We start from the raw sequence: 15,015 nt of genomic DNA, 5'->3' as shown, positions 1-15,015 counted from the left end.
ATTCGGAATCAGTCCGGCCGGCGTTTTTCGGTCTTGCACTCGGCGAGCAGGGCGACTTCGCCGTCGGCCGCCTGCTGCTCGAGGCGCACCGTGAAGCCCCACAGGTAGGCGAGATGGCGCAGTGCCGCGTTGGATTGCTCCGCCAGGGGCCGTCGGCGATGGACGAAATGGCGCAGCGTCAGCGAGCGGTCGCCGCGCAGATCGACGTTCCAGACCTGGAGATTGGGGTCGCTGCTGCCCAGGTTGTACTGCTCGGCCAGGATCATGCGCAATGTGCGGTAGCCCTGCTCGTTGTGGATGGCATCGACCTGCAGCTTGGCCCTGCTGTCGTCGTCGAGTACGGCGAACAGGCGGAACTCGCGCATCAGGCGCGGCGACAGAAATTGCGCGATGAAACTCTCGTCCTTGAAGTTGCGCATCGCGAAGTCGAAGGTTTCCCGCCAGTTGGAACCGGCGATATCGGGAAACCACTGGCGGTCCTCGTCGGTCGGTGTTTCGCAGATACGCCGGATGTCGCGCCACATGGCGAAACCCAGGGCATAGGGGTTGATCCCGGAATACCACTTGCTGCTGTAGGGCGGCTGGTACACCACGTTGGTATGCGATTGCAGGAATTCGAACATGAAGCCTTCGTTGACCCGCCCTTCGTCGTACAGCGTGTTGAGCAGCGTGTAGTGCCAGAAGCAGGCCCAGCCCTCGTTCATCACTTGGGTCTGGCGCTGCGGATAGAAATACTGGCCGATCTTGCGGACGATGCGCACGATCTCGCGTTGCCAGGGTTCGAGTAGCGGCGCATTCTTTTCGATGAAATAGAGCAGGTTCTCCTCGGGCTCCTCGGGAAAGCGTCGTTCTTCCACATCGGCGACCGCTGTCTCGTGACGTGGCAGGGTGCGCCACAGATCGTTGACCTGGGCCTGCAGGTAGGCCTCGCGCTCGCGCTGGCGCATCTTCTCCTTTTCCAGCGACAGCGGTGGCGAACGCTTGTAGCGGTCGACGCCGAGATTGGACAGTGCATGGCAGGCGTCGAGCAGTTGCTCGACCGTCTCGAGACCGTGGCGCTCCTCGCATTCGGCGATGTAGTTCCGGGCGAAGACCAGGTAATCGATGATCGCGTCGGCGCTGGTCCACTGCTTGAACAGGTGGTTGCCCTTGAAGAAGGAGTTGTGGCCGTAGGCGGCGTGGGCGATGACCAGCGCCTGCATGGTCAGCGTGTTCTCCTCCATGAGATAGGCGATGCAGGGATCGGAATTGATGACGATCTCGTAGGCCAGCCCCATGTGGCCCCGCTTGTAGCGGTTTTCGGTTTCCAGGAAGTGCTTGCCGAAGGACCAGTGGTGGTAATAGACCGGCATGCCGATGGCGGCGTAGGCGTCCATCATCTGCTCGGCAGTGATGATCTCGAGCTGGTGGCGATAGGTATCGAGGCCGTAGTTCCTGGCGATGCGGCCGATTTCACTGTCGTACTGGGCGATCGCCTCGATGGTCCAGTCCGAACCCTCGGCGATCAGACGCGAGCGTTTTTTGGTCATGCCAGCCGCTTCCTGAAAAGTTCGCGGAACACCGGGTAGATGTCGCTGGCTGCCGCGATGCGCTGCAGGGCGAACAGGCCGGCGTGGGTGACAGCCAGCCGCTCGTATTCCTGCCAGAGATTCTGCGGTTCGCCGTCGGTGATCTCGATGTAGGCGAAATACTGCACCAGCGGCAGGATGGAATCGGCCAGCAGTTCGCGGCAGCGCGGCGAGTCGTCGTTCCAGTTGTCGCCGTCGGAGGCCTGCGCCCCGTAGATGTTCCATGTGCTGCTGGCGTAGCGCTCGCCGATGATCTGCCGCATCAGCTTCAGGGCGCTGGAAACGATGGTGCCGCCGGTTTCGCGCGAGTGGAAGAAGTTGTCCTCGTCGACCTCCTCGGCCGTCGTGTGGTGGCGGATGAAGACCACTTCGATGTGCTCGTAATTGCGATTCAGGAACAGGTAGAGAAGCATGAAGAAGCGCTTGGCCATCTGCTTCTTCGCCTCGTCCATCGATCCGGAAACGTCCATCAGGCAGAACATCACGGCCTGCGTCGACGGTTCGGGAATGCGGATGCGATTGCTGTAGCGCAGGTCGAAGGGGTCGATGAACGGGACCGCTTCGCGACGCGCCTTGAGGCAGGCGATTTCACGCTGCAGGCGCTCGACCTCGGCCGCGTCCGGCGGCACCTCGTCCAGCGCTTCTTCGAGTTCGGCCTGCAGGCCGCGCAGCCGCGTCGCATACGGCCCGGCCACCGCGACCCGCCGCCCCGCCGCGCCGCGCATGGTGCGCACCAGGTTGATGTTGGTCGGCACCCCGCTCTGCGTGTAGCCGGCGCGGACCCGCCGGTATTCGTCGATGCGCGCCAGTTGCCGCTTGACGAGGTTGGGCAGCGCCAGTTCGTCGAAGAAGATGTCGAGAAACTCGTCGCGGGTCAGGGTAAAGACGAAATCGTCCAGCCCTTCGCCATCCGGACTGGCCTTGCCGCCCTGGCCCGAACCGCCGGGCGGTGGCCGATCCATTTCGTCACCGGTCTGGAAACGGTCATTGCCCGGGTGCACCGATTCCCGCACGCCACCGCGGCCGTGGTGGAAATGCGGCTCGGAAATGTCCTTGCCGGGAATGCCGATCTTCTCGCCGCTCTCCAGGTCGCGGATGCCGCGCTTGGCGATGGCGTCGGCCACCGCCTTGCGAATCTGCCCCTTGAAGCGGCGGATGAAGCGGCTCCGGTTGACCGAGCTCTTGTTCCTGCTGTCCTGTCGGCGGTCGACGATGCGTACCGTCATGCTGAACCTCCCGTGGCGGACGGGCCGGCACGCCCCGTCCGCGGCCTCTCACGAAGACTTGCGTACTCGCAGGTACCACTCGCAGAGCAGACGCACCTGCTTCTCGGTGTAGCCCTTGGTGATCATGCGGTTGACGAAGTCCTGATGCTTTTTCTGTTCGTCGGCACTGGCCTTGGTATTGAAGGAGATGACCGGCAGCAGTTCCTCGGTGTTGGAGAACATCTTCTTCTCGATGACCGCCCGCAGCTTCTCGTACGAGATCCAGGCCGGATTCTTGCCGTCGTGCTTGGCGCGGGCACGCAGCACGAAGTTGACCACCTCGTTGCGGAAGTCCTTCGGATTGCTGATCCCGGCCGGCTTCTCGATCTTGTCCAGTTCGTCGTTGAGGGCGGCGCGATCGAGCATTTCACCGGTATTCGGGTCGCGGAACTCCTGGTCCTGGATCCAGAAGTCGGCGTAGGTGACGTAGCGGTCGAAGATGTTCTGGCCGTACTCGGAATAGCTTTCGAGGTAGGCGGTCTGGATTTCCTTGCCGATGAATTCGGCGTAGCGCGGGCTGAGGAATTCCTTCAGGTAGCGCAGGTAACGCTCCTCGACTTCCGGCGGAAACTGTTCCTGCTCGATCTGCTGTTCGAGCACGTACATCAGGTGCACCGGGTTGGCCGCCACTTCGCGGTGGTCGAAATTGAACACCTTGGACAGGATCTTGAAGGCGAAGCGGGTGGACAGCCCGGTCATCCCCTCGTCGACCCCGGCAAAATCGCGGTACTCCTGGAAGCTTTTGGCCTTGGGGTCGGTATCCTTGAGGTTCTCGCCGTCATACACCCGCATCTTGCTGTAGATGCTCGAATTTTCCGGCTCCTTGAGGCGCGAGAGCACCGAGAACTGCGCCATCATCTGCAGGGTATCCGGCGCGCACGGCGCTTTGGACAACGAGGAATTGACCAGCAGTTTCTCGTAGATGCGCATCTCGTCGGTGACCCGCAGGCAATATGGCACCTTGACGATGTAGATGCGGTCGAGAAACGCCTCGTTGTTGCGGTTGTTCTTGAAGGTGAGCCACTCCGCCTCGTTGGAGTGCGCCAGCACCATGCCGTCGAAGGGAATCGCCCCGAAGCCCTCGGTACCCTTGTAGTTCTGCTCCTGGGTCGCGGTCAGCAGGGGATGCAGCACCTTGATCGGTGCCTTGAACATCTCGACGAACTCGAGCAGCCCCCGGTTGGCCAGGCACAGGCCGCCGGAGTAGGAGTAGGCATCGGGGTCGTTCTGCGAATAGCTTTCGAGCTTGCGGATGTCGATCTTGCCGACCAGCGAGGAGATGTCCTGGTTGTTCTCGTCCCCTGGCTCGGTTTTCGACACGGCGATCTGCGACAGCACCGACGGCCGCAGCTTGACCACCCGGAAGCGGCTGATGTCGCCGCCGAATTCGTGCAGCCGCTTGACCGCCCACGGACTCATGATGGTCCCCAGGTAGCGGCGTGGAATGCCGTAATCCTCCTCGAGGATCGGCCCGTCCTCGAGGACGTTGAACAGGCTGAGCGGCGATTCGTGGACCGGCGACCCCTTGATCGCATAGAACGGCACCTTCTCGATCAGATACTTCAGCCGTTCGGCCAGCGAGGACTTGCCGCCGCCGACCGGACCGAGCAGGTAGAGGATCTGCTTCTTTTCCTCCAGGCCCTGCGCCGCATGGCGGAAATAGGAGACGATGTGCTCGATCACCTCTTCCATGCCGTAGAACTCGCGAAAGGCGGGATAGAGCTTGAGCATCTTGTTGGCGAAGATGCGCGAGAGGCGCGAGTCGGTCCGGGTGTCGACCAGTTCCGGCTCGCCGATCGCCAGCAGCATGCGCTCGGCGACGGTAGCGTAGGCCTTGGGGTCGCCCCTGCAGATATCCAGATATTCCTGGATCGACATTTCCTCTTCCTGCTGGGCCTCGTATCGGCTCTGGTAGCGGGTGAGTATTGACATGGCTGCCTCCTCTTTCAGATATGCACGACTGCCGGACTGCCTGAATCTCCCTTGCTCGTATAACGGCTCTCCCGGCCGTTTGGTTTATGCCGCCAGACGCGGGCGGCGTTGGAATTCGTTCAACGCCTCGGCAATCCGGCCGAGGCCCCATTCCAGTTCTGCGCGTCCGATGATCAGCGGTGGCGCCAGACGTAGCACGGTACCGTGCGTATCCTTGGTCAGCACCCCGTAATCGAGCAGGGCTTCGGCCAGGGCACGGGCGTCGGCTTGCCGCGGATCGAGTTCGATGCCGGCGAACAGGCCGCGGCCGCGCACATCCACGATCATCGGCGACTTCTCCTTCAGTTGGTGTAGCCGGGCGAGCAAAAGTTCGCCCAAGACAGCGGAATTTTCGGTGAGCCCTTCTTCCTCCAGCACGTCAAGGGCGGTCAACGCCACGTGGCAGGCCAGCGGGTTGCCGCCGAAAGTCGAGCCATGATCGCCGGGCGAAAACACCTGCATGACCGCTTCGTCGGCAAGGAAGGCAGAAACCGGCAACAGGCCTCCGCCCAGTGCCTTGCCGAGGATGAGGCCGTCCGGACGCACGCCTTCGTGCTGGCAGGCGAGCAGCCGGCCGGTCCGCCCCAGGCCGGTCTGCACCTCGTCGGCGATGAGCAGGACGTCGTTCTGCCGGCAGATCGCCGCACAGGCGGCCAGGTAACCGGCCGGCGGAAGAATGATGCCGCCCTCGCCCTGGATCGGTTCGACCAGGAAGGCCGCGGTGTTCGGCGTGATGGCCGCGGCCAGCGCCGCCGCATCGCCGTAGGGAATCCGCTTGAGACCGGGCGGGAACGGCCCGAAGCCGTCGCGGTACTGCCGATCCGAGGACAGGCCGACGATGGTGATCGAGCGGCCGTGGAAGTTGCCGGCGCAGGCGATGATCTCGGCGCGCTCGCGGGGTACGCCCTTGACCTCGTAGGCCCATTTACGGGCCGCCTTGAGGGCGGTCTCGACCGCCTCGAGACCGGTGTTGACCGGTAACACGCGATCGTACCCGGTCAGCAAGGCGAGGCGCCGCAGCAGTTGGGGCAGGCGGTCGTTGGCATAGGCCCGCGAGGTGACCGCCAGGCGCGACGCCTGGGCCGCCAGCGCGCCCACCAGGCGCGGATGCGCATGGCCGAAACTGGTCGCCGAGTAGGCCGACATCAGGTCGAGGTAACGGTGCCCGTCGACATCGGTCGCCCAGCAACCCTGCGCTTCGTGCAGCACGACCGGCAGCGGCTCGTAGTTGCGGGCGCTGAATCCGGCTTCCCAGCGCCGTAGCGTGCCGCTGTCGGGCGCCGAGGCGGCATCCAGCAGGTCGCTGACCAGCGCCGCCGTGCGCCGGTCCGGGTCGGATGCCGGGTCGTATTCGGCAATTTCCAGCCCGACGCAGTTGCGCTGACGCAGGACGCCGCGCATCTCGTGCCTGAGCGATGCCGGCAGCAGCCCCCCGGCGACCGCGGTCGACACGCCGGGCGCAAACTCGGGATCGATCGCGTCGAGATCGAGGCTGATTCCCCAGGGCCCGTTGCCGACGATGCGCAGGGCCTCGGCGAACACCTCGGCCAGCCCGCGCCCGGCGATCTCGTCCATGGCGAAAATCCGCACCCCCGACGCCGCCAGGCGCGTCGCCTCCGCCGGTTCGCAACTGCGCATGCCGATGACGACGGTGCGCGCCGGGTCGAGCGGCGGTCCGGGGATATCGACCATGGCCGGATCGCCCTCGCCGAGCAGCGCCGCCAGCGGCATGCCGTGCGCGTTGCCCGAGGGCGTGCTGGCCGGGGTATGGGCATCGAGGTGAGCGTCGATCCAGATCAGGCCCGGCGCCTGACCGAGGGCACGGCCGATGCCGCGCCAGGTGCCGGCCGCCGTCGAGTGATCGCCACCGATGACCAGCGGGCGTTCGCCGGCCAGGATGACCGCCGCCGTCGTATCGGCGAGTTCGCGCAGCAGAATGCCGATTGCTGCGGTCGACGGCTCCGGAATGGCCATTTCCAGCCACTCGGCAGCCAGGCCGTTATGACGAAGGACGGCTGCCAGTCCCGCCTGGCGCAGAACTTCGGGAGCGCGCTCGCAGCCGGAGAACGGAGCGCCGAAACGACTGGCTACCCCGATGCAACGCACCGTCGGGTTCATCGGGACGAACCTGCGCATGCCGCGACTCCTTTCCGCTGAGCTGACTTTCACGCTTCGCCCGTTTGACTGCCGCGATGTCATCTGGTTCGCGCAACCACCCCGCTGCCGGTGAATCCGGCGCCAAAGAAAAACCCCGCCGACATCGCTGTTCGGCGGGGTTCTTGCGGGCGCCCTTGTGGCGTTTCAGCGCGGCAGCGTCGTGCTGCCCATCAGGAAGTTGTCGACTTCGCGCGCGCACTGCCGGCCTTCGCGAATCGCCCAGACTACCAGCGACTGGCCGCGGCGCACGTCGCCGGCGGCGAACACCTTGGCGACGTTGGTCGCATAGCAACCTTCGCCGTCCGTCGTCGCCCTGGCATTGCCGCGACCGTCCTTATCGACGCCGAAGGCTTCGAGCAGGCTGCCGACCGGATTGGTGAAACCCATGGCCAGGAAGACGAGATCGGCCGGCAGCTCGAACTCCGAGCCGGCAACTTCGCTCATCCTGCCGTCCTTCCATTCGACGCGCACGGCTTTCAGCGCCCTCACGTTGCCCTTGCCGTCATCGACCAGCGCCTTGGTGGCAACCGCAAAATCGCGCTCGCAACCTTCATCGTGCGAGGAGGAGGTGCGCAGCTTGTACGGCCAGTACGGCCAGGTCAACGCCTTGTTCTCCTCTGCCGGCGGCATCGGCATCAGTTCGAACTGCGTCACCGAGGCCGCGCCGTGGCGATTCGAGGTGCCGACACAGTCGGAGCCGGTATCGCCGCCGCCGATGACGATGACGTGCTTGCCCCTGGCGTTGATCGGGTTGGCCTTGCCGAACTGCACTTCCTTGTTCTGCGGAATCAGGAATTCCAGCGCCGCGTAGATGCCCTTCAGTTCGCGGCCTGGCACCGGCAGGTCGCGCGGCACCTCGGAGCCCGCCGCGAGAATGACCGCATCGAATTCCTTGGCCAGTTGTTCGGCCGGGATGAAAGTCGTCGCGTCGTTGTTGATACCGGCGGGAACTTCCTTGCTGCCGACGACGACCTTGGTCTTGAAGGTCACCCCTTCCGCTTCCATCTGGGCGATGCGGCGGTCGACCACGACCTTTTCCATCTTGAAATCCGGAATGCCATAGGCGAGCAGACCGCCGAGGCGATCGCTCTTTTCGAACACGGTCACGGCATGGCCGACGCGCGCCAGCTGCTGCGCCGCCGCCAGGCCGGCCGGGCCGGAACCGACGATGGCGACCTTCTTGCCGGTCTTGTTCTGCGGCGGCTGCGGCACAACCCAGCCGGATTCCCAACCCTTGTCGATGATGAAATGCTCGATCGACTTGATGCCGACCGGCGCCGCATTGATGCCCAGCGTACAGGCCGCTTCACACGGGGCCGGACAGATGCGGCCGGTGAAATCCGGGAAGTTGTTGGTGGAGTGCAGCACCTCCAGTGCCTGCTTCCAGTTGCCGCGGTAAACCAGGTCGTTCCAGTCCGGAATGATGTTGTTCACCGGGCAGCCGTTGTTGCAGAACGGGATGCCGCAGTCCATGCAGCGCGCGCCCTGAACCTTGGCGTCGTCATCCGACAGCGTCTGGACGAACTCCTTGTAATGCTTCAGGCGTTGCTCAACCGGCTCGTAAGCTTCGGAAAGACGCTCGAATTCCATGAATCCAGTCGGCTTGCCCATTATGCGGCCTCCTTCTGCGCAGCGGCGGCCATCTCGGTGAGGGCGCGCTTGTACTCGTGCGGATAGACTTTGACGAACTTCTCGCGATAGGCATCCCAATTGGCGAGAATCTTCCTGGCGATGGCACTGCCGGTATATTCGGCATGGTGGGTCACCAGATCCTTCAGCTGACTTTCGTCGGCCAGACCGCGATGCAGCGGTTCGCCGGCGGCGTGGCGGTTGGCCGGCAGCACCTTCTCCAGCGCCACCTGAGCCAAGTTGCAGCGCTGCTTGAAGCTGCCATCCTCGTCCAGCACGTAGGCGATGCCGCCCGACATGCCGGCCGCGAAGTTGCGGCCGGTCATGCCCAGCACCACGACCGTTCCACCGGTCATGTATTCGCAGCCGTGATCGCCGACCCCCTCGACCACCGCCGTACCGCCGGAGTTACGCACGCAGAAGCGCTCACCGCCAACGCCGGCGAAGAAGGCATCGCCATCCGTGGCGCCGTACATGACGGTGTTGCCGACGATGATGTTTTCCTGCGTGTTGCCACGGAAATCCGGACTCGGCTTGATGATGATGCGACCACCCGACAGGCCCTTGCCGACGTAGTCGTTGCCTTCGCCAATCAGTTCGAGCGTCACGCCCTTGGCCAGGAAGGCGCCGAAGGCCTGGCCGGCCGTGCCGGTCAGCTTGACGTGAATGGTGTCGTCCGGCAGGCCGGCATTGCCGTAGCGCTTGGCGACCTCGCCCGACAGCATGGTGCCGCAGGTGCGGTTGACGTTGATGATCCTGGTCTCGATCTGGACCTTCTGGCCTTTTTCCAAGGCCGGCCTGGCCTGTTCGATCAGCTTGTGATCGAGCGCCTTTTCCAGGCCGTGGTCCTGGATCTCGGTCTGGCGACGCGGCACCTCGGCCGGCACCGGCGGTTGATAGAACACTTTGGAGAAGTCCAGACCCCTGGCCTTCCAGTGTTCGACACCGGCGCGCATGTCGAGCAGGTCGACACGGCCGACCAGATCGTCGAACTTGCGGATGCCGAGCTGGGCCATGAGTTCGCGCACTTCTTCGGCAACGAAGAAGAAGTAGTTGACGACATGCTCCGGCTGCCCGGTGAAGCGCTTGCGCAACTCCGGATCCTGCGTGGCGACACCGACCGGACAAGTGTTCAGGTGACACTTGCGCATCATGATGCAGCCTTCGACGACCAGCGGCGCCGTGGCGAAGCCGAATTCGTCGGCCCCAAGCAGGGCGCCGACCACGACGTCGCGGCCGGTCTTGATCTGGCCATCGACCTGCACCCGGATGCGCGAACGCAGGCGGTTCAGGACCAGGGTCTGCTGGGTTTCGGCCAGACCGAGCTCCCACGGTGTACCGGCGTGCTTGATCGAGGATTGCGGCGAAGCGCCGGTACCGCCGTCGAATCCGGCGATCACGACGTGATCGGCCTTGGCCTTGGCAACACCGGCCGCCACGGTACCGACACCGACCTCGGACACCAGCTTGACCGAGATGGAGGCCTTGCTGTTGGCGTTCTTGAGGTCATGGATGAGCTGTGCCAGATCCTCGATCGAATAGATGTCGTGGTGCGGCGGTGGCGAAATCAGGCCGACGCCCGGCACCGAGTGGCGCAGGAAGCCGATGTATTCGGACACCTTGTGGCCCGGCAGCTGGCCGCCTTCACCCGGCTTGGCGCCTTGTGCCATCTTGATCTGGATCTGGTCGGCATTGACCAGGTATTCGGTCGTGACGCCGAAACGGCCGGAAGCGACCTGCTTGATGGCGGAACGCAGCGAGTCGCCATCCTTGAGTTCGATGTCGCGCTCGATGCGGCTCTTGCCGATGATGTCGGAGAGCATGGCGCCGCCCTTGACGGGGGCAAAGCGCCGGGCATCCTCACCACCCTCGCCGGTGTTCGACTTGCCACCGATGCGGTTCATCGCGATGGCCAGCGTGGTGTGGGCTTCGGTGGAAATGGAACCGAGCGACATCGCGCCGGTCGCGAAGCGCTTGACGATTTCCTTGGCCGGCTCGACTTCGTCGAGGGGGATGGCAGCGCCGGTCGGCTTGAACTCGAACAGGCCGCGCAGTGTCAGGTGACGCCTGGTCTGGTCGTTGATCAGCTTGGCGTATTCCTTGTAGGTTTCAGCCTTGCCGGAACGCGTCGCATGTTGCAGCTTGGCGATCGAATCCGGCGTCCACATGTGCTCTTCGCCACGGATGCGGAAGGCGTATTCGCCGCCGGCATCGAGCATGTTGGCAAGCACCGGGTCGGCCGAGAAGGCCTCCTCGTGCAGGCGAATCGCCTCCTCGGCGACCTCGAAGACGCCGATGCCCTCGACGTTGGACGGGGTGCCGGTGAAATACTTCTCGACGAATTCCTTCTGCAGGCCGATCGCCTCAAAAATCTGGGCGCCGGTGTAGGACATGTAGGTCGAGATGCCCATCTTCGACATGACCTTGTTCAGTCCCTTGCCGATGGCCTTGACGAAATTCTTGACGAATTTCTCGGCCTTTTCGGCATCGCCCTTGGCCAGCGCCTCCACGGTCTCCAGCGCAAGGTAGGGGTGCACCGCCTCGGCGCCATAGCCACCGAGCAGGGCGAAATGATGAACCTCGCGGGCGGAACCGGTTTCGACCACCAGACCGGTGCTCGTGCGCAAGCCCTTCTTGACGAGGTGCTGGTGGATCGCCGACGTGGCCAGCAACGCCGGAATCGCGACGTGTTCCTTGTCCACCTTGCGGTCGGAAACGATCAGGATGTTGGCCCCCGAGCGCACTGCATCCTCGGCGTCCGCCGCCAGCGAGGCCAGGCGCGCCTCGACGCCGGCCTGACCCCAGGCAACCGGATAGCAGATATCCAGTTCGAAGGAACGGAACTTGCCGGAGGTGTATTTCTGGATATGACGCAGTTTCTCCATGTCGGTGCTGGTCAGCACCGGCTGGGAGACTTCCAGTCGGATCGGCGGGTTGATGTCGATCGTGTTCAGCAGGTTCGGCTTCGGACCAACGAAGGAAACCAGCGACATGACCAGTTCTTCGCGGATCGGGTCGATCGGCGGGTTGGTCACCTGGGCGAACAACTGCTTGAAGTAGGCGTACAGGGTCTTGGACTTGCTCGAGAGAACCGGCAAGGCCGAGTCGGTGCCCATCGAGCCGGTCGCTTCCTCGCCGTTCTGGACCATCGGCTCGAGGATGACCTTGATGTCTTCCTGCGTGTAGCCGAAGGCCTGCTGGCGATCGAGCAGCGAAGCCGGCGCGACATCGGTCTTTTCTTCCGGTGCCGGAACGGCATCCAGCTTGATGCGAATCTTCTCGATCCACTCGCGATAGGGCTTGGCCTTGGCCAGCGAGTCCTTCAGTTCCTTGTCATCAATGATGCGGCCCTGCTCCATGTCGATCAGGAACATCTTTCCCGGCTGCAGGCGCCACTTCTTGACGATCTTCTTTTCCGGGATCGGCAGTACACCGGATTCGGAAGCCATGACCACGAGGTCGTCGTCGGTGACGAGGTAGCGGGCCGGTCGCAGGCCGTTGCGGTCGAGGGTGGCGCCGATCTGGCGGCCGTCGGTGAACGCCACGGCGGCGGGGCCGTCCCACGGCTCCATCATCGCGGCGTGGTATTCGTAGAAGGCGCGCCGGTTCTCGTCCATCAGGGTGTGCTTTTCCCAGGCTTCCGGGATCATCAGCATGACGGCCTGGGCAAGTGAGTAACCGCCGCCCATGACCAGAAGCTCCAGCGCGTTGTCGAACGAGGCGGAATCGGATTGGCCGGGGTAGTGCAACGGCCAGACCTTCTGCAGATCGTCGCCGAGAATGGGCGAGGAGATCGCCTGCTCGCGCGCCTTGAACCAGTTGACGTTGCCGCGCACGGTGTTGATTTCTCCGTTATGGGCGATGTAGCGGAATGGGTGGGCGAGGTCCCAGGTCGGGAAGGTGTTGGTCGAGAAACGCTGGTGGACAAGGGCGAGCGCCGACACGGTGCGCTTGTCCTGCAGGTCGAGATAATAGACGCCGACCTGGTCGGCCAGCAGCAGCCCCTTGTAGTTGACGGTGCGTGCCGAGAACGACGGCACGTAGAATTCCTGGCCGTGCTTGAGCTTGAGCGACTTGATGGCGTTGGCGGCACGGCGGCGGATGATGTAGAGCTTGCGCTCGAGCGCGTCGGTGACGAAGACATCCGGGCCGCGCCCGACAAAGATCTGGCGGATGACCGGCTCCTTGGCGCGCACCGTTGGCGACATCGGCATGTCATGGTTGACCGGCACCTCCCGCCAGCCGAGGACCACCTGACCTTCGGCTTTCACGGAGCGCTCGATCTCCTCGACGCAGGCGTGGCGGGAAGCGGCTTCCTGCGGCAGGAAGACCATGCCGACACCGTATTCGCCGGCCGGCGGCAGATCGACGCCCTGCTTCGCCATTTCTTCGCGATAGAACTGGTCAGGAATCTGGATCAGGATACCGGCACCATCGCCCTGCAGGGGATCGGCGCCCACGGCACCACGGTGATCCAGATTTTTCAGGATCAACAAGCCCTGCTCGACGATGCCATGACTTTTCTGGCCCTTGAAATGGGCAACGAAGCCCACGCCGCAAGCATCGTGCTCGTTCGCGGGGTCGTACAAACCCTGCCGCTCAGGTAGTGCCGATTCCATCACACTCGTTCCTTCAAAAAACTCGGCCGCTGAAATCATGGGCCAAAGGTAGAAAAAACCGGCTTCCCGATACCTTAGCCGGCTTGTACGAAAATTCGGGGCGACCGCAGAATATACCGTCAAACCCCTGCCTATTCAAGATGCTGCGATGCACCAACGCGGTTCTTCCAGATCCCTATCAATCCCCGTTCAGGTGCATCTCGCTTCGATGGATGCCGCAATCATCGCTTCGCCGGCCACATCGGAAACCACCGCACTGCCGATTCCCTTCAGCAACACCAGGCGCAGCTTGCCGTCCTGAACCTTCTTGTCGTGGCGCATCAGTTCCATATAGCGCGCAGCCCCCATTGGTGCACCATGAACCGGCAAGTCGCAACGCACGAAGAGGTTTTCGATCCGCTCCACCGCGTCGACGTCAAGCCAGCCCAGGCGCCACGACAACTCGGCAGCAATTAGCGTGCCGGCAGCAATCGCCTCGCCATGCAACCATTCTCCGTAACCAAGGCCGGTTTCGATGGCATGACCGAAGGTGTGGCCGAGATTGAGCAAGGCGCGCTCGCCGGTTTCGCGCTCGTCCGCCGCGACCACGTCCGCCTTGTTGGCGCATGACCGATGGACGGCATAGGCCAGCACCTCCTTGTCGCGCGCCAGCAGTTTTTCGACATTCGCTTCCAGCCAGGCAAAGAATGCGGGGTCGCGTATCAACCCGTACTTGATTACTTCTGCGACCCCGGCCCTTAGTTCACGGTCCGGCAAGGTATCGAGAGTGTCGATGTCGGCGAGGACCACTTGCGGCTGGTAGAACGCCCCGATCATGTTCTTGCCCAGCGGATGATTGATTGCCGTCTTGCCGCCGACCGAAGAATCGACTTGGGAAAGCAGCGTGGTTGGCACCTGGATGAAAGGCATCCCGCGCTGGTAGCAGGCGGCCGCGAAGCCACCCATGTCGCCGATGACGCCACCACCCAAGGCGATCAGCGTCGTGCTGCGTTCGCAATGCGTGCCGAGCAGTGCATCGAAAACCAGGTTCAGGGTTTCCCAATTTTTGTATTGCTCACCGTCCGGGAGGATGATCGGCAACGTCGAAATTCCGGCTTTTTCGAGGGTCGACCGCAACCGGTCGAGATAAAGGGGGGCCACCGTCGTATTGCTGACGATCACGGCCTTTTTCTGCTTCAAATGCGGCAGCAGCAGATCGGCGCGCGCCAACAAAGCGCTGCCGATATGAATGGGATACGAACGCTCGGCCAGCGAGACGGTCAGTGTCTGAGTCAGATTTTGCATAGGCGGTTGAATTCCCGCAACAGATGTTGAACGATGCCGGCGGCGACGAGATGCGATCCATCGACAACCAGATGGGCGGCCTCGCGATACAACGGGTCGCGCTGCCGGTGCAGTTCCTCAAGTTTCGCCAGCGGGTCGGGAACCCGCAGCAGCGGGCGATTCCGATCATGGCGTGTGCGCTCGAAGAGCATGGCCGGCGGCACGTTCAGATAGACCACCCAACCGGTTTCACGCAGCCGGGCGCGATTGTCCGGATTGATCACCACTCCGCCGCCGGTCGCCAGCACGATATCCGTTCCGGACGTCAGATCGACAATCGTCTGCGCCTCGCGACGACGAAAGCCCTCTTCCCCCTCGATCTCGAAGATGGTCGGGATGGGCACCCCGGTGCGTTCGACAATTTCATGGTCGGAGTCGTAGAACGTGCGCCCCAGGCGCTTCGCCAGTTGCCGGCCAACGGTGGTTTTTCCTGCACCCATCAGGCCGACGAGATAAATATTGCTGCGATTATTCACGCCGGGA

At 63.3% G+C, this 15,015-nt stretch carries 8 protein-coding genes; all 8 read right to left on the bottom strand.

What is annotated here, in order from left to right:
• Positions 1–8 precede the first annotated feature (8 nt).
• Positions 9–1,529, bottom strand: coding sequence for a SpoVR family protein (locus GH660_RS10795; protein ID WP_153146676.1), 1,521 nt, complete (start codon positions 1,527–1,529; stop codon positions 9–11).
• Positions 1,526–2,794: a YeaH/YhbH family protein gene (locus tag GH660_RS10790; RefSeq protein WP_153146675.1), complete on the bottom strand. Its 1,269-nt coding sequence runs from the start codon at positions 2,792–2,794 to the stop codon at positions 1,526–1,528. The genes GH660_RS10795 and GH660_RS10790 overlap by 4 nt, the downstream gene beginning before the upstream one ends.
• A 48-nt stretch (positions 2,795–2,842) precedes the next feature.
• Entirely contained in the window at positions 2,843–4,765 is a 1,923-nt protein-coding gene (locus tag GH660_RS10785) for a PrkA family serine protein kinase (protein ID WP_153146674.1), read from the bottom strand.
• Between the two features lie 84 nt (positions 4,766–4,849).
• Positions 4,850–6,940 carry an ornithine--oxo-acid transaminase gene (gene rocD / locus GH660_RS18155; protein WP_153146673.1) on the bottom strand — a complete coding sequence of 697 codons (2,091 nt, stop codon included), beginning with the start codon at positions 6,938–6,940 and terminating at the stop codon, positions 4,850–4,852.
• Between the two features lie 165 nt (positions 6,941–7,105).
• Complete coding sequence (locus GH660_RS10775) at positions 7,106–8,572, bottom strand: glutamate synthase subunit beta (RefSeq protein ID WP_153146672.1); 1,467 nt, start codon at positions 8,570–8,572, stop codon at positions 7,106–7,108.
• Entirely contained in the window at positions 8,572–13,209 is a 4,638-nt protein-coding gene (locus GH660_RS10770; protein WP_153146671.1) for a glutamate synthase-related protein, read from the bottom strand. The genes GH660_RS10775 and GH660_RS10770 overlap by 1 nt, the downstream gene beginning before the upstream one ends.
• Positions 13,210–13,398: 189 nt before the next feature.
• A complete protein-coding gene (gene aroB, locus GH660_RS10765) occupies positions 13,399–14,493 on the bottom strand; it encodes a 3-dehydroquinate synthase (RefSeq protein ID WP_153146670.1) in 1,095 nt (364 codons plus the stop codon).
• Positions 14,481–15,008, bottom strand: a complete 528-nt coding sequence (locus GH660_RS10760) for a shikimate kinase (RefSeq protein WP_153146669.1) — start codon at positions 15,006–15,008, stop codon at positions 14,481–14,483. Before GH660_RS10760 ends, aroB begins: the two co-directional genes overlap by 13 nt.
• Positions 15,009–15,015: the final 7 nt, after the last annotated feature.

This window comes from Dechloromonas sp. H13, assembly GCF_009469615.1.
Classification (GTDB): Bacteria; Pseudomonadota; Gammaproteobacteria; order Burkholderiales; family Rhodocyclaceae; genus Azonexus.
Note: the sequence above shows the minus strand (reverse complement) of the source record. Positions and strands in the feature narration are given on the sequence as shown.